Annotated in this window: 23 protein-coding genes and 1 tRNA gene; 6 read left to right on the top strand and 18 right to left on the bottom strand. The window is 72.4% G+C overall.

Translation table 11 applies throughout. The features are described 5' to 3' along the window. Positions 1-44: 44 nt before the first annotated feature. Positions 45-974: a UDP-glucose 4-epimerase GalE gene (gene galE / locus AB0C22_RS19040; protein WP_357536338.1), complete on the top strand. Its 930-nt coding sequence runs from the start codon at positions 45-47 to the stop codon at positions 972-974. Further along, complete coding sequence (gene galK / locus AB0C22_RS19035; RefSeq protein ID WP_357536177.1) at positions 971-2,137, top strand: galactokinase; 1,167 nt, start codon at positions 971-973, stop codon at positions 2,135-2,137. The genes galE and galK overlap by 4 nt, the downstream gene beginning before the upstream one ends. A gap of 326 nt (positions 2,138-2,463) precedes the next feature. On the opposite strand, the gene cysN is transcribed toward galK, so the two are convergent. From cysN to AB0C22_RS18990, 9 genes are all read right to left on the bottom strand, one after another. Beyond that, positions 2,464-3,759: a sulfate adenylyltransferase subunit CysN gene (gene cysN, locus AB0C22_RS19030; protein ID WP_219466881.1), complete on the bottom strand. Its 1,296-nt coding sequence runs from the start codon at positions 3,757-3,759 to the stop codon at positions 2,464-2,466. Continuing rightward, positions 3,759-4,673 carry a sulfate adenylyltransferase subunit CysD gene (gene cysD / locus AB0C22_RS19025; protein WP_357536175.1) on the bottom strand — a complete coding sequence of 305 codons (915 nt, stop codon included), beginning with the start codon at positions 4,671-4,673 and terminating at the stop codon, positions 3,759-3,761. Before cysD ends, cysN begins: the two co-directional genes overlap by 1 nt. Before the next feature lie 78 nt (positions 4,674-4,751). Beyond that, positions 4,752-5,555: a 3'(2'),5'-bisphosphate nucleotidase CysQ gene (locus tag AB0C22_RS19020; protein ID WP_208570425.1), complete on the bottom strand. Its 804-nt coding sequence runs from the start codon at positions 5,553-5,555 to the stop codon at positions 4,752-4,754. Positions 5,556-5,671: 116 nt separating this feature from the next. Continuing rightward, positions 5,672-6,262: an aminoacyl-tRNA hydrolase gene (gene pth, locus AB0C22_RS19015; RefSeq protein WP_208570412.1), complete on the bottom strand. Its 591-nt coding sequence runs from the start codon at positions 6,260-6,262 to the stop codon at positions 5,672-5,674. 99 nt (positions 6,263-6,361) lie between these two features. Next, on the bottom strand, positions 6,362-7,054 hold the full coding sequence (locus tag AB0C22_RS19010) for a 50S ribosomal protein L25/general stress protein Ctc (RefSeq protein WP_208570411.1): 693 nt from the start codon (positions 7,052-7,054) through the stop codon (positions 6,362-6,364). A 415-nt stretch (positions 7,055-7,469) separates the two neighbouring features. Then, positions 7,470-8,450: a ribose-phosphate diphosphokinase gene (locus AB0C22_RS19005; protein ID WP_208570410.1), complete on the bottom strand. Its 981-nt coding sequence runs from the start codon at positions 8,448-8,450 to the stop codon at positions 7,470-7,472. Between the two features lie 86 nt (positions 8,451-8,536). Then, entirely contained in the window at positions 8,537-10,036 is a 1,500-nt protein-coding gene (gene glmU, locus AB0C22_RS19000; protein WP_357536173.1) for a bifunctional UDP-N-acetylglucosamine diphosphorylase/glucosamine-1-phosphate N-acetyltransferase GlmU, read from the bottom strand. Positions 10,037-10,110: 74 nt separating this feature from the next. Then, positions 10,111-10,181: transfer RNA gene (locus AB0C22_RS18995), tRNA-Gln, on the bottom strand. 46 nt (positions 10,182-10,227) lie between these two features. Next, positions 10,228-11,079, bottom strand: coding sequence for a resolvase (locus AB0C22_RS18990; RefSeq protein ID WP_357536171.1), 852 nt, complete (start codon positions 11,077-11,079; stop codon positions 10,228-10,230). A gap of 268 nt (positions 11,080-11,347) precedes the next feature. Here AB0C22_RS18990 and AB0C22_RS18985 point away from each other — a divergent pair, with 268 nt between their 5' ends. Beyond that, complete coding sequence (locus tag AB0C22_RS18985) at positions 11,348-12,037, top strand: TetR/AcrR family transcriptional regulator (RefSeq protein WP_208570407.1); 690 nt, start codon at positions 11,348-11,350, stop codon at positions 12,035-12,037. A gap of 8 nt (positions 12,038-12,045) precedes the next feature. On the opposite strand, the gene AB0C22_RS18980 is transcribed toward AB0C22_RS18985, so the two are convergent. From AB0C22_RS18980 to AB0C22_RS18950, 7 genes are all read right to left on the bottom strand, one after another. After that, the gene (locus AB0C22_RS18980) at positions 12,046-12,507 is read right to left on the bottom strand and encodes a DUF4383 domain-containing protein (protein ID WP_357536169.1); all 462 of its coding nucleotides are present in this window, start codon (positions 12,505-12,507) and stop codon (positions 12,046-12,048) included. 101 nt (positions 12,508-12,608) lie between these two features. Further along, positions 12,609-13,064: a DUF4383 domain-containing protein gene (locus tag AB0C22_RS18975; protein WP_208570405.1), complete on the bottom strand. Its 456-nt coding sequence runs from the start codon at positions 13,062-13,064 to the stop codon at positions 12,609-12,611. 90 nt (positions 13,065-13,154) lie between these two features. After that, positions 13,155-14,957: an ABC-F family ATP-binding cassette domain-containing protein gene (locus AB0C22_RS18970; RefSeq protein ID WP_357536167.1), complete on the bottom strand. Its 1,803-nt coding sequence runs from the start codon at positions 14,955-14,957 to the stop codon at positions 13,155-13,157. A 237-nt stretch (positions 14,958-15,194) separates the two neighbouring features. Further along, positions 15,195-16,148, bottom strand: coding sequence for a 4-(cytidine 5'-diphospho)-2-C-methyl-D-erythritol kinase (locus AB0C22_RS18965; RefSeq protein ID WP_208570403.1), 954 nt, complete (start codon positions 16,146-16,148; stop codon positions 15,195-15,197). Continuing rightward, positions 16,145-16,285 (bottom strand): hypothetical protein, encoded by a 141-nt coding sequence (locus AB0C22_RS18960; protein WP_208570402.1) that lies wholly within the window; start codon positions 16,283-16,285, stop codon positions 16,145-16,147. The genes AB0C22_RS18965 and AB0C22_RS18960 overlap by 4 nt, the downstream gene beginning before the upstream one ends. 9 nt (positions 16,286-16,294) lie before the next feature. After that, complete coding sequence (rsmA, locus tag AB0C22_RS18955; protein WP_357536165.1) at positions 16,295-17,164, bottom strand: 16S rRNA (adenine(1518)-N(6)/adenine(1519)-N(6))-dimethyltransferase RsmA; 870 nt, start codon at positions 17,162-17,164, stop codon at positions 16,295-16,297. Between the two features lie 32 nt (positions 17,165-17,196). Further along, positions 17,197-18,093 (bottom strand): TatD family hydrolase, encoded by an 897-nt coding sequence (locus tag AB0C22_RS18950; RefSeq protein WP_219466865.1) that lies wholly within the window; start codon positions 18,091-18,093, stop codon positions 17,197-17,199. 184 nt (positions 18,094-18,277) lie between these two features. Between AB0C22_RS18950 and AB0C22_RS18945 the strand changes: the two genes are divergently transcribed. Beyond that, on the top strand, positions 18,278-19,522 hold the full coding sequence (locus AB0C22_RS18945; RefSeq protein WP_208570400.1) for a hypothetical protein: 1,245 nt from the start codon (positions 18,278-18,280) through the stop codon (positions 19,520-19,522). A 65-nt stretch (positions 19,523-19,587) separates the two neighbouring features. Continuing rightward, positions 19,588-20,439 carry an alpha/beta hydrolase gene (locus AB0C22_RS18940; RefSeq protein WP_219466863.1) on the top strand — a complete coding sequence of 284 codons (852 nt, stop codon included), beginning with the start codon at positions 19,588-19,590 and terminating at the stop codon, positions 20,437-20,439. 61 nt (positions 20,440-20,500) lie between these two features. Here AB0C22_RS18940 and metG read toward each other — a convergent pair whose 3' ends face one another. Next, entirely contained in the window at positions 20,501-22,303 is a 1,803-nt protein-coding gene (gene metG / locus AB0C22_RS18935) for a methionine--tRNA ligase (RefSeq protein ID WP_208570398.1), read from the bottom strand. A gap of 152 nt (positions 22,304-22,455) precedes the next feature. On the opposite strand from metG, the gene AB0C22_RS18930 reads away from it, so the two are divergent. Beyond that, positions 22,456-23,322, top strand: coding sequence for a hypothetical protein (locus tag AB0C22_RS18930; RefSeq protein WP_357536162.1), 867 nt, complete (start codon positions 22,456-22,458; stop codon positions 23,320-23,322). Between the two features lie 66 nt (positions 23,323-23,388). Here AB0C22_RS18930 and rsmI read toward each other — a convergent pair whose 3' ends face one another. Next, positions 23,389-24,237, bottom strand: a complete 849-nt coding sequence (rsmI, locus tag AB0C22_RS18925; RefSeq protein WP_208570397.1) for a 16S rRNA (cytidine(1402)-2'-O)-methyltransferase — start codon at positions 24,235-24,237, stop codon at positions 23,389-23,391. Positions 24,238-24,244 lie beyond the last annotated feature (7 nt).

Raw genomic sequence — 24,244 nt, 5'->3', positions numbered from 1 at the left:
TCGTCACCGGCGGCGCCGGGTTCATCGGCAGCGTGGTGACCCGGATGCTGCTCGACGCCGGCCACCAGGTGACGGTCCTGGACGACCTGCGCACCGGCCACCGGGCCGCACTGGCCCCCGACGCCACCCACGTCGACCTGCCCGTGCACGAGGCCGCCCGGGTCCTCACCCCCGACGCCGGCTACGACGGGGTGCTGCACTTCGCCGCGCTGATCGCCGCCGGCGAGTCGATGGTCCACCCCGAGCGGTACTGGCACGCCAACACGGTCAGCTCCATCGCGTTGGTCGACGCCGTCCGGGCCGCCCGGGTGCCGCGCCTGGTCTTCTCCTCCACCGCCGCCGTCTACGGCAACCCGGTCGAACTGCCCATCCCGGAGACCGCCGTCAAGGCCCCGACCAACACGTACGGCGCCACCAAGCTCGCCGTCGACCTGGTGCTCACCTCCGAGGCGACCGCACACGACCTCGCCGCCGTGTCGCTGCGCTACTTCAACGTCGCCGGCGCCTACCTGCGCGACGGCCTCGCCATCGGCGAACGGCACGACCCGGAGACCCACCTCATCCCCATCGCCCTCGACGTCGCCGCCGGCCGCCGGGAGAAACTCCAACTCTTCGGCGACGACTACCCCACCGTCGACGGCACCTGCGTGCGCGACTACATCCACGTCGAGGACCTGGCCCGCGCCCACCTGTTGGCGCTCACCGCCGCCGTGCCCGGCCGGCACCGCATCTACAACCTCGGCAACGGCAACGGCTTCACCAACCGGCAGGTAGTCGACGTGGTCCGTGAGATCACCGGCCACCCGGTGCCCGTCGAGACCGCTCCCCGCCGCGAGGGCGACCCGGCCGAACTCGTCGCCTCCTCGACACTGGCCCGCCAGGAGTTGGGCTGGGTGCCCGAGAAACCGACCCTGACCGACATGGTGGGCGACGCCTGGGCGTTCTACCGCTCGCACGTGCTGGAGCAGTCGTGACGGGCCGGCCCGACGTCGCCGACCGCGCCACCGCCGGCTTCTCCTCCGGGTACGACGCGACGCCCGCCGGACGCTGGGCGGCACCCGGACGGGTCAACCTGATCGGCGAGCACACCGACTACAACGACGGATTCGTGCTGCCCTTCGCCCTTCCGCTGCGTACCGTGGTCGCCGCCGGCCCGCAGCCCGGCGAACGCTGGACGGTCCGGTCGGAGATCGCCGACCGGCCGGTCGACTTCGGCGCCACCGAGGCCGACACCCCGGGACGGGTCACCGGCTGGGGTGGGTACGTCGCCGGCGTGGTCTGGGCCCTGCGCGAAGCCGGGTACGCCGTCCCCGGCGCCCGGCTGGCCATCGCCTCGGACGTGCCGCTCGGCTCCGGGCTCTCCTCCTCGGCGGCCCTGGAAGCGGCGGTACTCACCGCCCTGGTCGACCTGGGCGGGTTGGACCTGCCCGACGAGCACCGCCCCCGGCTGGCCCAGCGCGCCGAGAACGGCTACGTCGGTGCGCCGACCGGCATCATGGACCAGTCGGCGGTGCTCCGCTGCCGCGCCGGCCACGCCCTCTTCCTCGACTGCCGGGACGAGACAGTCGAACACATCCCGTTCGACCTGGACGCCGCCGACCTGGCCATCCTGGTGATAGACAGCCGCGCCCCGCACCGGCACGCCGACGGCGAGTACGCCTCCCGCCGCGCCGCCTGCGAACGGGCCGCCGCCCTGCTCGGGGTGCCGGCGCTACGCGACGTGCCGGCCGCCGGCCTCGACGACGCCCTGGCCCGGCTGCCCGACGACGAGACCCGACGCCGGGTCCGGCACGTGGTCACCGAGAACCAGCGGGTGCTCGACACCGTCGCACTGCTGCGCGCCGGCCGGGTGCCCGAGATCGGGCCGCTGCTGACCGCCTCGCACGCCTCCATGCGGGACGACTTCGAGATCACCGTCCCCGAGGTCGACACCGCCGTCGAGGCGGCGCTCGCGGCCGGCGCCCTCGGTGCCCGGATGACCGGCGGCGGCTTCGGCGGCTGCGTCCTCGCCCTGGTCGAAGCGGCGGCTGCGGAACCGGTGGCGGCGGCCGTCCGTACCGCCTACGCCGAACGCGGCTTCTCCACCCCCACCACCCTCACCGCCCACCCCTCCCCCGGCACCACCCCCCTCCCCTAACCCCACCCCACCCTCGCTCCCACCCCACCCTCGCCCCCACCCCGCCCTCGCCCCGTTGATCAAGAGGTTTACGTCAACCCACCAGCAAAATCTGACCAAAAGCTCTTGATCACCGGGGCGAGACGGGCAGCCGGACATGAGGCGCGGCAGGGCCGGTGGGGCGGGGAAAGGCGCGGTGGGGCTCGGTGATCAAGAGCTTTGCGTCGTCTGCCGGGCGGAAACTGACGCAAAGCTCTTGATCACCGAGAGCCGATGAGGTGGGACGGACGGGACGAGGTGGGACGGGACGGGACGAGGCGGGATTGGGCGGGGCGCTGGGGGGTGGGTCAGGCGGTGTCGACGATCATGCCGGAGGCTACGGTGCGGTTGGTGGCCTCGTCGATGATGATGAAGCCGCCGGTGGTGCGGTTGCGGCGGTACTCGTCGGCCAGCAGCGGGACGGTGGTGCGCAACCGGACCCGGCCGATCTCGTTGAGTCGCAGCTCACTGGCGGTCTCGTCGCGATGCAGGGTGTTCACGTCGAGGCGGTAGTACAGGCCACGCACGATCGTCCGCGCCGTCCGGGTGGTGTGCTTGATCGTGTACTTGCCGCCGACCTGGAGCGGGCGGGTCTCGTCCATCCAGCAGACCATCGCCTCGATGTCCTGCGAGACGGTCGGGGCGTTGTTCGGCCGGCAGATCATGTCCCCGCGCGAGATGTCGATCTCGTCGTCGAGGCGGACGGTGACCGACATCGGGGGGAACGCCTCGTCGACGGGGCCGTCGGCGGTGTCGATGGCGGCGATCCGGCTGGTGAAGCCGGACGGCAGGACCATCACCTCGTCGCCGGGCTTGAGGACGCCGGAGGCGACCTGCCCGGCGTAGCCCCGGTAGTCGGTGACCGTGGTCGACTGGGGGCGGATCACGTACTGCACCGGGAACCGGACGTCGACCAGGTTGCGGTCCGAGGCGATGTGCACGTGCTCCAGGTGGTGCAGCAGCGACGGGCCCTCGTACCACGGCATGTGCTCCGAGCGGGTGACGATGTTGTCGCCGCGCAGCGCGGAGATCGGCACCACGGTCAGGTCCGGCGCGTCGAGTTTCGCCGCGAAGGCGGTGAACTCGTCGGCGATCTGCTCGAAGACCTCCTGGGAGTAGTCGACCAGGTCCATCTTGTTGACGCACAACACCAGGTGCGGCACCCGCAGCAGCGAACACAGGAACGCGTGCCGCCGCGACTGCTCCACCAGGCCCTTACGGGCGTCCACCAGGATCAACGCCAGATCGGCCGTGGACGCGCCCGTCACCATGTTGCGGGTGTACTGGGTGTGCCCCGGGGTGTCGGCGATGATGAACTTGCGCCTGGGCGTGGCGAAGTAGCGGTACGCCACGTCGATGGTGATGCCCTGCTCCCGTTCGGCCCGCAGGCCGTCGGTGAGCAACGCCAGGTTGGTGTACTCGTCACCCCGGGCCGCGCTGACCGCCTCCACCGCCGCCAACTGGTCGGTGAACAACGACTTCGTGTCATACAGCAACCGACCGATCAGGGTCGACTTGCCGTCGTCCACACTGCCCGCGGTCGCGAACCGCAGCAGATCCATCGGCCGGGCCTCGACCTCGGGTGACACCGTCTCGGCGCTCATCAGAAGTAGCCCTCCCGCTTGCGGTCCTCCATGGCGGCCTCGCTGACCCGGTCGTCGCCCCGGGTCGCGCCCCGCTCGGTGATCCGCGTCGCGGCCACCTCGTCGATCACCTTCTCCACCGTGTCGGCATCCGAGCGGACGGCCGCCGTGCAGGAGGCGTCGCCGACCGTGCGGTACCGCACCCGGGCCTTGAACCGCTGCTCGCCGGCCCGGGGCTGGAAGAACTCGTTGACGGCGTAGAACATGCCGTCGCGTTCGATCACCTCACGGTCGTGCGCGTAGTAGATCGACGGCAACGGCACCCGCTCCCGCGCGATGTAGTGCCAGATGTCCAACTCGGTCCAGTTCGACAACGGGAACACCCGGATCGACTCACCCGGATGATGCCGACCGTTGTACAACGACCACAACTCCGGCCGCTGATTCTTCGGATCCCACTGCCCGAACTCGTCCCGGAACGAGAACACCCGCTCCTTCGCCCGCGCCTTCTCCTCGTCCCGCCGCGCCCCACCGAACAACGCGTCGAACCGGTGCTTCTCCACCGCGTCCAACAACACCGGCGTCTGGATCCGGTTCCGCATCCCGTCACCGGACTCGCGGACCGTCCCGGCGGCCAGGGCGTCGGGCACGCTGGCCACGATCAGGTGCAGGCCCAGCTCGGCGACCCGCTCGTCGCGGTAGTCGAGCACCTCGGGGAAGTTGTGCCCGGTGTCGACGTGCATCACCGGGAACGGGATGTTGGCTGGCGCGAACGCCTTCTGCGCCAGGCGCAGCATCACGATCGAGTCCTTGCCACCGGAGAAGAGCAGCACCGGCCGCTCCATCTCGGCGACCACCTCACGCATCACGAAGATGCTCTCCGCCTCGAGCGCGTCGAGGTGGGAGACCTGGTAGAAGCGGCCGGGGGCGGTCATGCCACAGGCTCGATCGGCGCGGATCCGTTCATGGATTCCAGACCTTTCCGGTCGGACAAATCAAAAACAGCGCTCAGGCTACCCGGAATGCCTCTGCAGCGCTGCAAGCAACCGGCTGGCGAGATCCTTGCGGCAGACCAGCAGGTCCGGCAGGCGCGGATCCGCCTCGTTGTATCTCAGCGCAGAACCGTCGATTCGGGAAGCGTGCAGACCGGTGGCCGTCGCCACAGCGATCGGGGCCGCCGAATCCCACTCGTACTGGCCGCCCGCGTGGATGTAGGCGTCCACGTCACCGGTCACCACCGCCGCGATCTTCGCCCCCGCCGAACCCATCGGCACCAGTTGGGCGCCCACATCCTCGGCCAGGTCGGTGAGGAAGGCCGGCGGTCGGCTCCGACTCGCCGCCAACCGCAGCGTACGGTCGCCCGAGGTCGCCGCCTCCACCGTCATCGGCGGGTACGCCGGCGGATAGTCCGTGCCCAGCACCCGGTGCTGCGCCGGCAGACCCACCGCGCCCGCCACCAGCCCGTGCGGCGTCGGCGCGTTGCGCGCCCAGAGCGCCACGTGCACCGCCCAGTCGGCACGCCCCTGCTCGGAGAACTCCCGGGTGCCGTCCAACGGGTCGATGATCCACACCCGGTCGGCGGTCAGCCGGGAGACGCCGTCCGTGGAGTCCACCAGCCGGGACCCCTCGTCCTCCTCGGAGAGGACGGCGTCACCGGGCCGCCACTTCGCCAACTCGCTGCGGATCAGATCGTGGGAGACCTTGTCCCCGGCCGACTTCAACGCCGCCGCGTCCGCGAACCCCATCTCGTCGCGCAGCGCCAGCAGGGCCTGCCCGGCCCGGTCCGCCAGCCAGCGGGCGAACGCGCCGTCGATCATCGGAGGACTGCCCACGAACTCGCTCCCGTCCCAACCACGGCCCGTTGGGGGCACGCCACGTCAGAACGCGCAGACTACCGCCATCCCCGCCGCGCCACGAGTACGCCCCCGCGAAATCAGGCCCCGTGGTAGGCGTTCTGGGTCGGCTCCACACCCTTGCTGACCACCGACTCCACCATGTCAGCAGCCCGATCCACCAGAAACTCCAACTCCTTGCGCTCCGCAGTGCCGAAATCCGACAGCACGAAATCCGCCGGGTCCTGCCGTCCCGGCGGCCGGCCGATGCCGAACCGCACCCGCACGTAGTCCTTCGTCCCGAGCGACTTCGACATCGAGCGCAGACCGTTGTGCCCGCCCTCGCCACCGCCCTGCTTCACCCGCAGCTGCCCGTACGGGATGTCCAACTCGTCGTGCACGGCGATCACCCGGTCGACCGGGATCTTGTGGAACTGCGCCAGCGCGGCCACCGGCCCACCGGAGAGGTTCATGTACGTCTGCGGCTTGAGCAGCACCAGCTTCGGCCCACCGAAACCGAGCCGCCCCTCGGCGACGTCCGCCACCACCCGCTTGTACCGCCCGAACCGCCCACCCAGCCGTACGGCGAGCAACTCGGCGACCATGAAGCCGACGTTGTGCCGGTTGCCGGCGTACTCCCGACCCGGATTGCCCAGGCCGACCACCAGCCACGGCCCCGTCTCGTCCGTCACGTCCCGTACCTCCCGCTCGCCGTCTGCCCGCCGCCGGTGCCCCGATACGCCGGCAGGCGCCCCCGCGACGGGAGCGCCTGCCGTGAACGATGCGACCGGTCAGGCCTCGGTCTTCGCCTCGGTGCTCTCCGCGCCCTCGGCGGCCGGAGTCTCGCCGGCCTCGGCGGTCTCCGCACCCTCGGCGGCCTCTTCGGCCTCCGTCGCCGGGGTCTCGATCTCGGGCAGGGTCGCCTCGAGCTGCTCGGCGGTCGGGGCGGCGGTCACCGAGGCGACCGTCTGGTCCGCGTCGGCGGCCAGCTCGACACCCGAGGGCAGCTCGACGTCGGCGGCGGTGACCTGGCTGCCGGCCTCCAGGCCCTCGATCGAGGCCTCCAGGTGGTCCGGCACCTTGGTGGCGTCGGCGGTCACCGAGAGGGTGTCGTGGTCGTGCACGATCAGGGTGTCCCGCGCGGCCTCACCGGTCAGCTGGACCGGGACGTCGACGGTGACCTTCTCGCCCCGACGGACCAGCAGCAGGTCCACGTGCTCGAAGCTGTCCCGGATCGGGTCACGCTGGATCGCCTTCGGCAGGGCCAGCACCTGGGTGCCGTCGCTGACCTCGATCGCGAAGAGCTGGTTGGCACCGCCCTTACGGATCGCGGCGGCGAACTCCCGCGCCGGAAGCGCGATGTGCTTGGGCTTCTCGCCGTGGCCGTACAGCACGGCGGGCACCTTGCCGGCCCGGCGGGTACGACGGGCACCACCCTTGCCGAACTCCGTACGGGGCTCGGCGCTGATCTTTACCTCGGACACGGGAAAACTCCTGATGCTCAACGCTACGGCGGCTTGTCGTCTGGCGGTGCTGGGGCGAGGGGCTCGCTTGGGGCTCATGCGTCATGAACGACTGCCCGGAGCACCGCGTCGATGACGGTGCCTCCGTGCGGCGCTCGATCAGCGACCCGCCGGGCACCCTCGCCGTGGCAACCGCACCAGTCTACCCGAGGTCTTTCCGCGCTCTCCGGCAGTCCCCGTCTCCGGGCGCGGCCCCGCCCCACCGGGCCGGACCGCACCGTCGGCCGCGCCACCCGACGTGCCCCGACCGGGCGGGCCCACCGGGTCCGGACCGCATTGCCGGACGCGGCCCCGACCACACCGGCCCACCGGCCCGGGACGCCGTCGTACGCCGTCCCGGCCGGCGGTCAGCCGCCGCTGCTGACCAGGTGCCCCGTCAGCTCAGGCCACCGAAGAGGGTGGTCACCGACCCGTCGTCGAAGACCTCCCGGATCGCCCGGGCCAGCAGCGGCGCGATCGACAGCACGGTGAGCTTGTCCAGTTGCTTGTCCGCCGGCAACGGCAGGGTGTTGGTCACCACCACCTCGGTGATCGGGCTGTTCTTCAACCGCTCGGTCGCCGGGTCGGACAACAGGGCGTGGGTGGAGGCCACCACGATCTCCGCCGCACCGGACTCCTTGAGGATCTCGGCCGCCTTGGCGATCGTCCCCCCGGTGTCGATCATGTCGTCGACGATCAGGCAGACCCGGCCCTCCACCTCGCCGACCACCCGGTTCGCCACCACCTGGTTGGGCTTCAACGGGTCCCGGGTCTTGTGGATGAACGCCAGCGGGCAGCCGCCCAGCCGGTCCGTCCACCGCTCCGCCACCCGTACCCGACCCGAGTCCGGGGCCACGACCGTCATCGGCCGGCCGGCGAACTTGTGCTCCACGTACTCGGCGAGGATGTCCATCGCGAAGAGGTGGTCCACCGGGCCGTCGAAGAAGCCCTGGATCTGCGCGGTGTGCAGGTCGACGGTGAGGATCCGGTTCGCCCCGGCCGTCTTGAGCAGGTCGGCCACCAGCCGCGCCGAGATCGGCTCGCGACCGCGGTGCTTCTTGTCCTGCCGGGAGTACGGGTAGAACGGCAGGACCACGGTGATCCGCTTCGCCGACCCCCGCTTCAACGCGTCGACCATGATCAGGGTCTCCATGACCCAGGTGTTGACCCCGTGCGTGACGGACTGCACCACGAAGGCGTCCGAACCACGTACCGAGTCGCGGAACCGTACGAAGATCTCACCGTTGGCGAACTCGTACGCGTCGGAAGGGGTCGGCGCCACGCCGAGCACCTCACCGATCTCCTTGGCCAACTCCGGAAAGCCACGTCCGGAAAAGAGCATCAGGCTCTTACGGTTTTCGGCGACGATGCTGCCCATGGGCCCGTCTGCTCCCGTTGGTCGGTGGTGCCCGGCGGTGGTGGGCCGGGGTATTCGGTTGCAGTATGCCCCGGCCCCGCCGACCCTCACACCGTCTCGGCACCCCCGTGGATTGCCTCACCTTCACTTGCCGACGGCGACCCGCCCGACGCATCCTCACCAGCCGCGCGGGCCTGCTCCGCCGCGCGAGCGGAGACCGTGCCCGGCCGGTTGCGCAGCACCCAACCCTCGATGTTGCGCTGCGGTGCCCGGGTCACCCCCAACGCCCCCGGCGGCACGTCCTGGCTGAGCGCACTGCCCGCCGCCACGTACGCCCCCGCACCCACCTCGACCGGTGCGATCAGGTTGGTGTCGCAGCCGACGAACGCGCCGTCACCGACCACCGTGCGGTGCTTGTTCACCCCGTCGTAGTTCACGAAGATCGTCGCCGCGCCGATGTTCGCCCTCGCCCCGATCGTCGCGTCCCCCACGTACGACAGGTGCGGCACCTTCGCGCCCGGCCCGACGTCGGAGTTCTTCACCTCGACGAAGGTGCCCACCTTCGCCTTCTCGGCCAGCCGCGCCGCCGGCCGCAGGTAGGCGTACGGGCCGACGCTCGCCCCCGGGCCCACCTCGGCGCCGGTGGCGTGGCTGCGCAGCACGGTCGCCGCCGGGCCCACCACCGTGTCGATCAGCGTCACGTCCGGCCCGACCACCGCCTCGGCCCCCACCACCGTCGCGCCACGCAACTGGGTGTTCTGGTCGAGCACCGCGTCCCGCTCGACGGTGACGGTCACGTCGATCCAGGTCGTCGCCGGGTCGAGGATCGTCACCCCGGTCCGCATCCACGCCTCGTTGACCCGGTCCCGCAGCAGCCGGCGCAACCCGGCCAGCTCCACCCGGTCGTTGCAGCCCAGGGTCTCGACGTGGTCGGCGGCCACGTGCACGCCCACCGGCTCACCGGCCGAGACGAGCAGCCCGAAGACGTCGGTGAGGTACTCCTCGCCCTGGTCGTTGTCGGTGGAGAGCTTGCCCAGCGCGGCCCGCAGCCGGGCCAGGTCGAAGGCGTAGATGCCGGCGTTGATCTCCCGCAGCGCGCGTTGGGCGGGGGTCGCGTCGCGTTCCTCGACGATCTGTTCCAGCCGGCCGGCGGCGTCCCGGACGATGCGCCCCAGGCCGGTCGGGTCGGACACCTCCGCGGCGAGCACGGTGGCCGCCGCGCCCTCACCCTCGTGCGCCGTGACCAGTGCGTCCACCGTCCCGGTCCGCAGCAGCGGCACGTCCCCGTTGATCACCACGACGGTGCCGGTGGACTCCGGCACCGCGTCCAACGCGATCCGCACGGCGTGCCCGGTGCCGAGTTGCTCGGCCTGGAGGACCCCGGTGGCGTCCGGGGCGATCTCGGCCAGGTGGGCGCGTACCTGCTCGGCGCCGTGCCCGACCACCACCACGGTGCGGTCCGCGCCCAGCGGGCCGGCGGCGGCCAGCACGTGACCGAGCAGCGTCCGGCCGAGCAGTGGATGCAACACCTTGGGCAGCGCCGACTTCATCCGCTTGCCCTCCCCGGCGGCGAGCACGACGACGGTACGGCGGTGGGGCTGGGACACGGGTGGGCTCCCGTCGGGGAAGGCGACAGTCTCGACGCCATGCTAACCAGACGACGGGGGCGGATCAGCAGAAGCTCCCGGGAGAGGACTCGAACCCCTACAATCAGGACCAAAACCTGACGTCCTGCCATTAGACGACCCGGGACGGTCTATAACGGACAAACCGAGTAGCTCGGTCGACCTCCTACACCTTACCGCCCCTCACCGTCGCCGCCATCGCCCATTCCCTTCATGATCCCCTCTATCCGCCAGTACATCTGCCGCGACCTGGGCACGTCGACGATCAGACAACCTCGATAGTCCTCACCGGTGTTGTGCCGCACCGTGGTCGGGCGATGACGCTTGAGCGACGTGGGGCGGAACGTCTCGGCCGGGACACCCACCCGCTCAGCCCACCAACGGACAGCCGCCTCGGAGTCAGCGGTTTCGTGGATGCTCACCCGGAAGCGCAGGGTCGCCCGCGGTGCGCCCATCGCCTCGACGAAACGGACGAAGATGTCGACCAGCCCTGGATCGCTGTTGATGAACCTGACCCGACACTCGTGGGGCCGCCAGGGCTTGGCCTTCTCCCCCTCCGCCCAGTAGAGCGCAGCGCCCACCATGATCAGCTCACGGTGCCGCATCGACCCGACCCAGGTCGCGGCGTCCGCCACGGTCGCCGCCCGGGCGGTGTCCCGTGCCTGCCGGTGGGCCGACCACCGGGCATCCGTCATCACCTTGGAGTGCGCCCGTCGACGCTCGGCGGCGACCTCCTCGTCCGGGTCGAGGGGCAGGTGCCTGACCCAGAGGTAGGCGGTCGACTTCGCCACCCCCAGCCGGACCGCGATGTCGTTGACCGAACAGCCCTCGCCGCGCAGTGCCACCGCCGCCGCGCGCAGCCCGTCCCTGGCCGTCGGCCGTCGGGTCCACGCCGGTGCCGCAACGCCGCGCAGCAGCGCGTACACCCGGTTGCGGCCCAGACCGGTGCGGGCCTGGATCTGCCGGACGGAGAGCCCCTCCTCGACGCGCAGCCGGCGCACCTCGGCGGCCGTGGGATCGGTCATGACCGGCAGATTAGAACAGGCGTACGACACCAGGCCCGGTCGCCATGCCACCGGGCCCCCGGCGGCGGCCCGCGGGTCCGTCGGCAGCCGTGCCCGCCCGCCTGGGTCCACGCCGGGTCGTGGCCGGGCGGGTGCGGGAGCCGATCCGGCGCTGAACCCGGCGGTGCCGGGGTGGATCACCTGGCAGGATGGCCGGGTGACCGAGACAGGCGGGCACGACCGGAGCATTCCACGACAGGGCGTCACCGAGCGCCGACGAGGTGACGACATGGCGCAGGCCCCGGACGGGGAGAACACCGGTGCCCGACGGGCGCTGTCGGCGGCGGACGCGAAACCGGCGTCCCGGGTACGGATGTCGGCCGCGCGGCGGCGCGAGCAGCTGATCGCGATCGGTCGGCAGGTCTTCGCCGAGAAGGGCTTCGACGCGACCTCGATCGAGGAGGTGGCGGCGCGGGCGCAGGTCTCCAAGCCGGTGATCTACGAGCACTTCGGCGGCAAGGAGGGCCTGTACGCGGTGGTCGTCGACCGGGAGGTGCGGGCCCTGCTGGACCGGCTCAGCACGGCGCTGACCGCCGGTCATCCCCGGGAGCTGCTGGAGCAGGCGGCGCTGGCCCTGCTGGGCTACATCGAGGAGGAGACCAGCGGGTTCCGGGTGCTGGTGCGGGAGTCGCCGTTGATGTCGGCGACCGGCAACTTCAGCAGTGTGATGAACGACGTGGGACACCAGGTGGAGCACATCCTGGCGGCCGAGTTCTCCAGCCGGGGCTACGACCCGAAGCTGGCCGAGCTGTATTCGCAGGCCCTGGTGGGGATGGTGGCGTTGACCGGCCGCTGGTGGTTGGAGGTCCGCAGGCCGCGTAAGGAGACGGTGGCGGCGCACCTGGTGAACCTGGCCTGGAACGGGCTGTCCCACCTGGAGGCGAACCCGGGCCTGATCACCACCCGCCAGCCCGGCTGAGCGACGACTCAGCGGGCTGGGTGGAGCCGGTCGGCCCGTTCCTGTTCGGCGTGCTCGTCGGTGCCGATCTTGTCGTACAGGCCGGTGGCGAGGAGCAGCAGCCCGAACAGCAACGAGACGATCACCGTCGACATGGAGAAGTTGAGGACGTTGGCCCGGGTCTGGAGCACGCTCATCATCGCGATGCCGGTGACCATGAAGACCACCCCGGCGGTGAGGTTCATGACGTGCCCGAGGTTGCCGCGCCGGGACGCCCCGATGATCAGCACGAGCCCGAAGAGCACCGAGACCAGCGAGAACGCCAGGTTGGTACGCAGGCCCAGCACCCAGTGACCACCCCGGGCGAAGAGCGGCTCACCCCAGGACTGCACGACGCCCCACACCCCGAAGACCAGGATGTAGACGCCGACGAGCCCGGCGAAGACCCGGTACAGCGGGCGGGCCGGGTGGTTGACCGGAAAGTGCGCCATGACCCCTCCTGCACGCGGACGCGATATCAGGAGAATTGTCCCCCGTCCCGCCGTCCGGCGTGGGCGAAACGCCAGGCACCCGGCCCACCCCGCGAGCCGGGTCAGAGCACCAGGCGGGCCTTCTGCCAGGCTTCCTGCTCGTCGTCGGTGCCGACCTTGCCGTACATGCCGACCATCAGCAGGACGAGGCTGAGCGTCATCAGCACGATCACCGTCAGGATGCTGAAGTTGACCACGTTGGCGTCGGTCTGGAGGAAGGCCAGGCCGGCGAGGCTGATCACCATCAGGGTGTAGGACAACCACTGGTTGATCGCCACGTCGAGGTTGCGGCCGATCACCGTGCCGACCAGGATGACCACCCCGAACAGCACGGACAGCAGCGAGAACCCGAGGTTGGTTCCCTGACCGAGGACCTTGGTGTCGTCCTGGGCGAAGATGTCGTTGCCGGCGCTGGCGATGACGCCGAGCGCGCCGAAGACCACGAGGTAGAGACCGATGAGCCCGCCGATCGCCCGGTAGACCGGCCGCGCGGGGTGGTTGACGGGGGTGTGGGCCATGACTGTGTCTCCAACGCCGTTCGAGGTGAGGGTCGCCGACGATTGTCCCGTACGCCGGAGTGTGACGCCGCACACGGGGTCGTCCCCGGTCTACAGGGGCGGGATCTCCTCGGCCAGGGTCAGCCAGGTCTCCTCGGTCCGCTCCCGTTCGGCGCGTACCTCCTTGAGCTGCGCGTCGAGGTCGGCGACCCGGGCGTAGTCGGTGGCGTGCGTGGCGAGCTGGTCGAGGAGGGCGGCCTCCTTCTGGTCGAGCTTGCCGATCTGCCGTTCCAGCCGGGTCAGCTCCTTGCGGCCCTGCCGGGCGTCGGCGGCGGACATGCCGCCCCCGGCCGGGGCGTCGGGCGTGCCGGTGGGGGCGGTCGCCGTCCGGGCCGGGCCGGGTCCGGCGGCGCGGGCCAGGTACTCGTCGACGCCGCCCGGCAGGTGCACCAGCCGCCCGTCGCCGAACATCCCGTACGCGGCGTCGGTGACCCGTTCGATCAGGTAGCGGTCGTGGCTGGCCACGATGATCGTGCCGGGCCAGGAGTCGAGCAGGTCCTCCAGCGCGGCGAGGGTGTCGGTGTCCAGGTCGTTGGTGGGCTCGTCGAACAGCAGCACGTTGGGCTCCCCGGCGAGCAGCCGGAGCATCTGCAACCGGCGGCGCTCCCCACCGGAGAGGTCGCTCACCGGGGTCCAGAGCCGCCGGTCGTCGAAGCCGAACACCTCGGCGAGCTGGGCGGCGGAGATCTCCCGGTCACCGAGCTGCACCCGGCGGGCGACCTCCTCGACGGCCTCCAGGACGCGCAGGTGGCCGGGGAGTTCGGCGAGCTCCTGGGAGAGGAACGCCGGCTTGACGGTGGACCCGGTGTGGAACCGGCCGCCGTCGGCGCGGGTGATGCCGGCCAGCAGCCGCAGCAGGGTGGTCTTGCCGGCCCCGTTGCGCCCGAGGATGGCGATCCGGTCGCCGGGGCCGACCTGCCAGGTGGTGTCGTGCAGGATCTCCTTGGGGCCGGCGTGCAACCGGACGTGCTCCAGGTCGTACACCTGCTTGCCGAGCCGGGCGGTCGCCATCCGCTGCAACGACATGGTGTCGCGCGGCGGCGGCACGTCGTCGATGAGCGCGTTGGCGGCGTCGATGCGGAACTTCGGCTTGGAGGTACGGGCGGGCGGGCCGCGCCGCAGCCAGGCGATCTCCTTGCGGAGCAGGTTCTGCCGGCGGGCCTCGGTGGCGGCGGCGACCCGTTCCCGCTCGACCCGGGCCAGCGTCCAGGCGGCGAAGCCGCCCTCGTAGGCCCGGACGGTCTGGTCGGCGACCTCCCAGGTGGTGGTGCAGACCGCGTCGAGGAACCACCGGTCGTGGGTGACCACGACGAGCGCGCCCCGGCGGCCGACCAGGTGTTTCGCCAGCCAGTCGACGCCGCCGACGTCGAGGTGGTTGGTGGGCTCGTCGAGGATGAGCAGGTCGGATTCGCGGACCAGCAGCGCGGCCAGGGCCACCCGACGGCGTTCACCGCCGGACATCGGGCCGACCGGCTGGTCGAGGCCGAGGTGGGGCATCCCGAGGCCGTCGAGGATGGCCCGGACCCCGGCGTCGCCGGCCCACTCGTGTTCGGCGCCCATGCCCTCGGCGAGCCAGGCGGTGCCGAGCACCACGTCCCGGACGGTGGCTTCGGGGGCGAGGGTGAGGGCCTGCGGCAGCCAGAGCACCCGCAGGTCGCGGCGGTGGGTGACCCGGCCGTCGTCGGGGCCCTCCTGCTTGGTGAGCATCCGCAGCAGGGTGGACTTGCCGGCCCCGTTGAGACCGACCACACCGATCCGGTCGGCGTCGTCGAGGCCGAGCGAGACGTCGGTGAGCAGCGGCCCGGCGGCGCCGTACCCCTTGGACACCCGGTCCAGGTTGACGATGTTGGCCACGGTCCCACCTCTCATGATCAAGGCGTCCCGGTGCCGGCGGGCACCTCGGGACGCCTGGGGCAAGGGTACGCGGGCACCCGCGCCGCCCCACCCGCCCGTGCCGGAACCGGGGTCGGACCGCCCCGGACAGCAGGTCGAGGCACGTTGATCAACTCATCGGGGCCGATGTTGCGGGTTCCCGGTCGCCGGATACCGCGCCCCCGGCCCACGGGAGTCGATCCCGACCCTGGGTAAGGCTCAGCCGACGCGGGCACCGGGCACGGGGCCGTGGGCCACCCGGGTCTCCCGGCACACCCCGGCGGATTCCACCTCGGCGGCGATCCGCTGCGCGTCGGCGGCGTCCCGGGCCAGGAAGACGCAGGTCGGACCGGAGCCCGAGACGATCCCGGCGAGCGCCCCGGCGGCCTCCCCGGCCTTCAACGTGTCGGCCAGGGCCGGGCGCATCGACAGGGCGGCGTCCTGCAGGTCGTTGCCGAGGCAGCCGGCCAGCACCCGGGGGTCACGTTGGCGCAGCGCACCGAGCAGTCCGTCGGTGCTGCCCAACGGGGTGCCGGCGGTGCCGGCGTCGCGCAGCCGGTCCAACTCCCGGTAGGCGGCGGGGGTGGACAGGCCACCGTCGGCGACGGCCACCACCCAGTGCCAGGAGGTGGGGCGGGCCAGCACCGGGCTGACCGCCTCGCCCCGGCCGGTGCCCAACGCGGTGCCGCCGTGAATCAGGAACGGCACGTCCGAGCCGAGGTCGGCGGCGATCCCGGCCAGTTCGTCGCGGGACAGCCCGGTGCCCCACAGGGCGTCGCAGGCGACCAGCGCGGCGGCGGCGTCGGCGCTGCCCCCGGCCAGCCCACCGGCGAGCGGGATCTGCTTGCGCAGGTGCAGCCGGGCGTGCGGCAGCACCCCGGCGTACCCGGCGAGGGCGTGGGCGGCGCGGATGGCCAGGTTGGAGTCGTCCAGGGCCAGCTCGCCGGTGCCCTCACCCTCCATGGTCAGGGTGAGCGTGTCGCCCCGTCGGGCGGTCAGCTCGTCGTAGATCGAGATCGCGTGGTAGACGGTGTTCAGCTCGTGGTAGCCGTCCCGGCGCAGCGGGCCCACCCCGAGGTGCAGGTTGACCTTCGCGGGGACCCGGACCCGGACCGGTCCGCTGCTGCCGCGCCGATGCTGGTCGTCGTCGTCCGGTCGCCAGGCCTCGGTCACCGGGTGACGTCCCACCGGCACGGGCGGATGTCGAACGGCATCTCCACGATCAGCTCCTCGGCGGAGTCGGCGGCCGGCGGCGAACCGGCCGGCAACCAGGTCGTACGCGCAGGCGCGGCGTGTCCCTCGGCGGGCACGGCGTCAGCCTACTGTGCGACCGGCGCGGCGGTCGGAGCCGACGCGGCGATCGCCGCGAACTGCTCCACGGTGAGTGACTCCCCGCGTGCGCCGGGGTCCACCCCGGCGGCGGTGAGCGCCGCAGCGGCCCGGTCGGGGCCGCCCGCCCAACCCGCCAGCGCGGCCCGCAGCGTCTTCCTCCGCTGGGCGAACGCGGCGTCGACCACGGCGAAGACCGCCTGCCGGGGCACGTCGTCGCGGGGCGGTTCGCGGCGGGTGAAGGCGACCAGGCCGGAGTCGACGTTCGGCACCGGCCAGAACACGTTCGGTGGCACCCGGCCGGCGGCACGGGAGCGGGCGTACCAGGCGAGCTTGACCGACGGGATGCCGTACACCTTGGAGCCGGGGCCGGCGACCAGTCGGTCGGCGACCTCCTTCTGCACCATCACCAGCCCGTGCCGCAGGGTGGGCAGCCCGGCGAGCAGGTGCAGCACCACCGGCACGGCGACGTTGTAGGGCAGGTTCGCCACCAGCGCGGTCGGCGGCGGGTCGGCCAGTTCGGCGGCGGTGATCCGCAGCGCGTCGGCCCGGTGCACGGTGAGCCGGGCGGCGTCCGGGCCGGCGTGGGCGGCGGCGGTCTGCGGCAACGCGCCGGCCAGCACCGGGTCGATCTCCACCGCGTGTACGTGGGCGGCGACCGGCAGCAGGGCCAGGGTGAGCGAGCCGAGCCCGGGGCCGACCTCCAGCGCCACGTCGTCTCCGGTGAGCCCGGCGGTGGTGACGATCCGACGGACGGTGTTCGGGTCGTGCACGAAGTTCTGGCCGAGCTTCTTGGTCGGGTTGACGCCGAGGCGCGCGGCGAGTTCCCGGATCTCCGCCGGGCCGAGCAGGCCGGTCACGCCCCGAAGCGTAGTCGTGGGTTCCGGGGCGTTCACCACGGGCCGAAGACCCGGTCCCCGGTGGCGGAGATGGCCGCGCACAGCTCGTCGAGGTCGGCCCCGGTGGTCTCGGCCAGCGACCGCACCGTCAGCGGGATCAGGTACGACGCGTTGGGCCGGCCCCGGTGCGGCATCGGCGTCAGGTACGGCGCGTCGGTCTCCACCAGCAACTGGTCGATCGGGGTGAGCGCGGCGGCCTCGCGTAGCGCGGCGGCGCTGCCGAAGGTGACCGTGCCGGCGAAGCTGAGCAGGTGGCCCCGGCGGACGCACTCGCGGGCGAAGTCGGCGTCGCCGGAGAAGCAGTGCAGCACCACCGTGTCCGGGGCGCCCTCGTCGTCGAGGATGCGCAGCACGTCGGCGTGGGCCTCCCGGTCGTGGATGACCAGGGCCTTGCCGTACCGCTTGGCGATGGCGATGTGCGCCCGGAAGCTCTCCTCCTGGGCGGCCCGGCCGTCGTCGCCGGTGCGGAAGAAGTCCATCCCGGTCTCGCCGACGCCCCGGACCCGGTCCCGGGCGGCCAGCGTCTCGATCTCGCGCAGCGCGGCGTCCAGGTCGGCCAGCCGGGGTGCCTCGTTGGGGTGCAGCGCCACGGTGGCGAGCACCGCCGGGTACCGGTCGGCGACGTCGGCGCCCCAGCGCGACGAGTCGACGTCCACCCCGACCTGCACGAGGCGGTCCACGCCGACGGTGGCGGCCACCCCGATCGCGGCGGCCACCGGGTCGGTGGTGTCGCCGCCGGGCGCCCCGGCCTCGGCGACGGTGATGTCGAGGTGGGTGTGGCTGTCCAGCACGGGACGGGGCAGCGGCGGCGGGGCGGGCGGGAACTCACCGGCCCGGCGGGCGGCGCGCTGCTTGCGGGATTCGGTCGGTCCGGTCATCGCGGTCAGCATCACACACCCGGCGTCCCGGTCGGCACCGACCCGGACCGGGGCCGTGCCGCCGACGGCGTCGGCGGATCGAGGGGTGGCGGCGGGACGGCCAGGGCCGGCGCGGTGGGGTCCCGGGTCGGGAGCGTTCCCGGTACGCCACCGGATGTTCACCGGGCCGGCATCTGACCGGCTTAGCCTCGCCGGGATGAGCGTCACCGACCGGGCCAGCGGCGCCGCCTCCGAGCGGACCGGGTTACGCGTCACCTACGGCGGGGTGGTCCACCCGGCGGAGGAGCTGGCCCGGGGCGCGGCCTACGAGCTGTTCAGCGCCGAGGCGGCACCCGGCTTCGAGTGGGCGCCCCGCCCGGGTTCGACCTGGCCGTGGCGGCGGTTCGTGCACGTCACCGAGGTGACCGAGGTGACCGGCGGCGGGACGCCGGCCGAGGAGCCGGAGGCGGCGCTGCTGATGCCGGTGCACCGGGACCGGGGCTGGTCGTACGTGCACCAGCTCAGTCAGCAGCCGACGGCGGCCGGCGACCCGACGGTGGTTGCGGTGCGCGGGTCGGCGGTGCTGCGCCGGGGCACCCGGATGGTCAAGGTGCTCTCGGCCCGGCAGCTCGCCGGGTACGTACGGGGTTGGTTGCCGCACGGTTTCTGCTACCGCGAGCACGACGTGGCGCACCTGCGCACGCCGGCCGCGCTGGCGGTGCTGCGCGGTGACGGCACCAGTGGCGACGGCACCGACATCGGGTACGCGCTGCGCTGGCGGGCCGCCGACCCGGGCGACTACGACGTGCCGGTCGGCGAGGCGCACCGGGGCCTGCTGGGGTTGGCGCCCCGGGAGCGGCTCGGCCCGCCGGTGCTGGGCACCGGGTTCGTGCCGAGCTCGGCGCAGTTGATCCCCGAGTTCGTCACCCGGGACTTCGCCGACCTGCCGATGCCGGCCAACGCCACCCTGCTGGCGTACACCGCAGAGGGGGCCGAGGTGGTGCTCTACAGCTACCAGGCGGAGCAGCGGGGCTGGTTGCGGATGGTGGGGCCGCAGTGGCGGCACCTGCTGGCCGCGGTGCCGGGCCTGTCGCCCGACCAGGAGTACGTGCCGACCGGCGAGGTGCCCCGCTCCACCCAGCTCGTCGGCGGGTACGCGGGTGGCGAGTACGAGGCGGTGGCGGACCTGCCGGGCGGGTTCCGGGTGTTGGCGATGACCCGCGCGGCCCGCTACCCGGTGGACCAGGTGGCCCGCCGGCTGCGGTACGTCCGGTGGCGGGGGGTGCCGTGCCTGGTGCTCCGGGAGGAGGCGGGCTGGCTGCGGCTGCGGCTGCGCCGCCCCGATCCGGACGCGGTGCGCGACACCGGGGCGCAGTGCCACGAACGGGGCGTGTACGAGACGTGGGCGCCGACCGCCGAGGTGACCGACGACCAGGTGGTGGACCTGCCGTACGCGCTGTGAGGGCATACCGGGGGTCGGTCGGGGAATGCGCGGGGGGTCCGACACCGACGGATCAGGAGAAGCGCATGCCCTTCATCACCGTGGGTACGGAGAACTCCGCCCCCATCGACCTGTACTACGAGGACCACGGCCAGGGTCAGCCGATCGTGCTGATCCACGGCTTCCCGTTCAACGGGGCGACCTGGGAGAAGATGTCGGGTCCGCTGCTCGCGGCCGGGTACCGGGTGATCACCTACGACCGGCGCGGGTTCGGCAGCTCGGCCCAGCCGGCGACGGGCTACGACTACGACACGTTCGCCGCCGACCTCGACGTGCTGATGACCGAGTTGGACCTGCGCGACACGATCCTGGTGGGTCACTCGATGGGCACCGGCGAGGTGACCCGCTACCTCGGCACGTACGGGGCGGACCGGGTGGACCGGGCGGTGCTGATGGCGCCGTTGGCGCCGTACCTGTTGCAGACGGAGGACAACCCGGAGGGCGTCGAGAAGAGCCTCTTCGACGGGTTCCAGCAGGCGATCGTCGCGGACCGGTTCGCCTACCTGACGCAGTTCTGCGACGCGTTCTTCAACTACAGCGAGAACAAGGGCAGGTGGGTCAGCGAGGAGGCGTACCGGGCGCACTGGCAGATCGGTGCGCAGGCGTCGGCCAAGGGCACCCACGACTCGGTGGACGCCTGGCAGACCGACTTCCGGGGCGACGTGCCCAACATCGACGTCCCGGTGCTGATCATCCAGGGCGACAAGGACAACGTGCTGCCGTACCCGAAGACGGGTCAGCGGTTGGCGCCGATGCTGCCCAACGGCAAGCTGGTCACCCTGAAGGGTGCGCCGCACGGCATTCCGTGGACGCATCCGACCGAGGTGTACCGGGCGCTCATGGAGTTCGTCGGTGCGCCGTCGATGGCCCACGCCTGACGTTGTGCCGGCGCGGCCCCGGGGGGTTCCCCCGGGGCCGTTGCCCGTCCGTGGCGGCCGGTCAGCTCTCCAGCCGGGCCAGTTCCTCGTCGACGATCGACGGGTCGAGCTTGCGGAAGACCGGCTTGGGCGCGGTGAGCGGCCGGCCGGCGGGTAGCGGCACGGACTCCCAGCGCGCGCCGACGGTGTAGTCCCCGGTGAGCACCGGGTAGCCGGGGCCGCCGTCGAGGTCGTCGACCTCTTCGAGGACCGGCATCGGGGCGTGCACGCCGGTGCCGCCGAGCAGCTCGTGGATCTGCTGCGCGGAGTGCGGCAGGAACGGGGTGAGCAGGGTGTTGGCGTCGCTGATCACCTGGAGGGCGACGTGCAGGATGGTGCCCATCCGGGGCTTGTCGGCGTCGGCCTTGAGCTTCCAGGGGGCCTGTTCGGACAGGTAGCGGTTGGCCTCGGCGACGACCTTCATGGCCTCGCCGATGGCCTGCTTCTGCCGGTGCCGGGCGATCAGGTCGCCGACCGTGGCGAAGCCGGCGCGGGCCACCGCGAGCAGCGCCTCGTCGGCCTCGGTGAGCCCGGCCGGGTCGACCGGCGGGACCGCGCCGAAGTTCTTGGCCGCCATGGAGACCGACCGGTTGACCAGGTTGCCCCAGCCGGCGACGAGTTCGTCGTTGTTGCGGCGGAGGAACTCGGCCCAGGTGAAGTCGGTGTCGTTGCTCTCCGGGCCGGCGACGGCGATGAAGTAGCGCAGCGCGTCGGCGTCGTAGCGTTCCAGGAAGTCCCGGACGTAGATGACGACCTTGCGGGACGAGGAGAACTTGCGCCCCTCCATGGTCAGGTATTCGCTGGAGACGACCTCGGTGGGGAGGTTGAGCCGGCCCAGCTCGCCGGGCTGGCCGTCGTGCGCCCCGGCCCCGGAGTAGCCGCCGAGCAGGGCCGGCCAGATCACCGAGTGGAAGACGATGTTGTCCTTGCCCATGAAGTAGTAGCCCGGGGAGTCCTTGCCTTCCCCGTCGGCCGACCACCACCTGCGCCACGCGTCCGGGTCGCCGGTGCGTCGGGCCCACTCGATGGACGCGGACAGGTAGCCGATCACCGCGTCGAACCAGACGTAGATCCGTTTGTCGCCGCGGTCCTGCCAGCCTTCGAGGGGGATCGGCACGCCCCATTCGAGGTCCCGGGTGATGGCCCGGGGCTGGAGGTCGTCGAGCAGGTTGCGGGAGAAGCGCAGCACGTTGGGCCGCCAGCCCTCGCGGGTGTCGAGCCACTGGCGCAGCGCGTCGGCGAGGGCGGGGAGGTCGAGGAAGAAGTGTTCGGTCTCCACGAACTCCGGCGTCTCGCCGTTGATCTTGGATTTGGGGTCGATCAGGTCGATCGGGTCGAGCTGGTTGCCGCAGTTGTCGCACTGGTCGCCGCGGGCGCTGTCGTAGCCGCAGATCGGGCAGGTGCCCTCGATGTAGCGGTCGGGCAGGGTCCGCCCGGTGGACGGGGAGATCGCCCCGGTGGTGACCTTGGGGACGATGTAGCCGTTGCGGTGCAGCCCGGCGAACAGCTCCTGCACCACCGCGTAGTGGTTGCGGGTGGTCGTCCGGGTGAACAGGTCGTACGACAGGCCCAGCGCCAGCAGGTCCTCGGCGATCACCCGGTTGTACCGGTCGGCCAGTTCGCGCGGGGTGACCCCCTCGGCGTCGGCCTGCACCTGGATCGGGGTGCCGTGCTCGTCGGTGCCGGAGACCATGAGCACGTCGTGACCGGCCATCCGCATGTACCGGGCGAAGACGTCGGAGGGTACGCCGAAGCCGGACACGTGGCCGATGTGGCGCGGACCGTTGGCGTAGGGCCAGGCGACCGCGGCGAGAACGTGACTCATGACCAGCAAGCCTAGTGACCCGGGTCGGGGGGCGGCGAACCAATAGGGTCACCCGCGCCGCAGCGGCGGGAATTGCCGTCCACCGGAATTGCCCACCGACACGCGGAGTCAGCTCACGGACACCGAGCGCCACGCGGTGTCCAATGGCTGACGTGACGGGCAGACGATCGGGGCACGACGAATCGACGGCGGGCACCCGACGACCACCGCGTCCGGGCCCCGGGGACGGCCCGCCGCCGCGCGGGTCGGCCGTCGCCCCGCAGCCCCGACCCGTCCCCGGCCCGGACGACGCGACCGTCGAGGTCGAGCCGACCACCGGAGCGCCGGTCGACGCGGTGCCCCGGCGGGTCCCGGTCCGTCAACCGCGCAAGCACCGCCCCGGCCGCTCCCCCGACGGCGGTACGGACGACGACTCCTTCTTCTGGGCCCCGATCGAACAGGTGCACTGGGACGGCACCCCGCTGCGCAAGGAGCCGAAGCAGCGGCTGCGGTCCCCGCGCCGACCCCGGCCCACCCGGCTCACCCATCCGCCGGACCCGGTGCGGGGGCTCGCCGTACTGCTGGCGTTGAGCCTGGTGGCGGCGTTCTTCGCCTGGGTGAGCGCCGGTCCGCTCTGGCTGGCCGTCGGGCACTCCACGAGGGGGACGGTGATGATCACCCACTGTTCGGGCGGTGGGCTCACCCAACGCTGCCGGGGCATCTTCGCCGCCGGCGACGACCGGTTCCTGGCCCACGGGATACGGGTCAGCGGGGTCCCCGCCGATCACACCGACACCGGCACCACGCTGCCGGCGCGGGTGACCGGGCCGGGCGCGGACACCGCGTACGTGGACACCGGGGCGGGTGCGCACCTGCGCTGGCTGCTCGGCCTGCTGGCGGTGGCCGGCTGTTCGGCGGGGATCGTCCGGTGGACCGGGGCGAGCCTGCTGGCCGACCCCCGGCAGCGCCGCTGGGCGACCGGCGGCGGGTACGCCGGGCCCGTGCTGATCACCCTCGGCTTCCTCGTCGCCGCCTGGTGAGGCGGGCGGGCCGACGCGCGTCGCGGTCCAGCGGATCGGCCCGCGCGGATCGGCCCGTACCACGGCTCAGCGGTGCACGACGGTGTACACGTCCCGGCGGCGCAGCCCGTACCCGGTGGCCACGTCGCTGATCGCGTCCCGCCGGGACATGCCGGCGGCCTCCCGGTCGGCCACCCGGGCCCGCAGCGTGTCGTCGTCGGGGCGCTCGGCGGGGGTTTCCGGGGCCCCCGCGACGACCAGGGTGATCTCGCCGCGCGGTTCACCCTGGGCCGCCCAGTCGGCCAGTTCGCCGAGCGGCCGGCGGACGACCTCCTCGTAGGTCTTGGTCAACTCCCGGCAGAGCGCGGCGGGCCGGTCGACGCCGAACGCGGCGGCGAGGTCGGTCAGGGCGGCGGCGATCCGGTGCGGGGCCTCGAAGAGGACCAGGGTGCGCGGTTCGGCGGCGAGCGCCTTGAGCCGGGCCCGCCGGCCGCCGGGCGAGCGGGGCAGGAAGCCCTCGAAGCAGAACCGGTCGCTGGGCAGCCCGGACAGGGCCAGGGCGGTGGTGACGGCGCTCGGGCCGGGCGCGGCGGTGACCGGCACCCCGGCGTCGAGTGCGGCGGTGACCAGCCGGTAGCCGGGGTCGGAGACGCTGGGCATGCCGCCGTCGGTGACCAGCGCGACCAGGTAGCCCTCCCGGAGCACGTCGACCAGTTCCGGGGTACGGCGTTCCTCGTTGCCCTCGAAGTAGGAGACGATCCGGCCGCCGACGGTGACGCCGAGATCGCGGGCGAGCCGGGTCAGCCGGCGGGTGTCCTCGGCGGCGACCACGTCGGCGGTGGCGAGGACATCGCGGAGCCGAGTGGACGCGTCGGCCGGGTTGCCCAGTGGCGCACCGAGCAGAACCAGCCGTCCAATCTCGGACATTTCACCCACGAGACGT

Source organism: Micromonospora sp. NPDC048894 (assembly GCF_040649765.1).
In the GTDB taxonomy this organism is placed as follows: Bacteria; Actinomycetota; Actinomycetes; order Mycobacteriales; family Micromonosporaceae; genus Micromonospora; species Micromonospora antibiotica.
The sequence above is the reverse complement of the archived record's forward strand: the minus strand, read 5'-3'. Positions and strand labels throughout refer to the sequence as shown.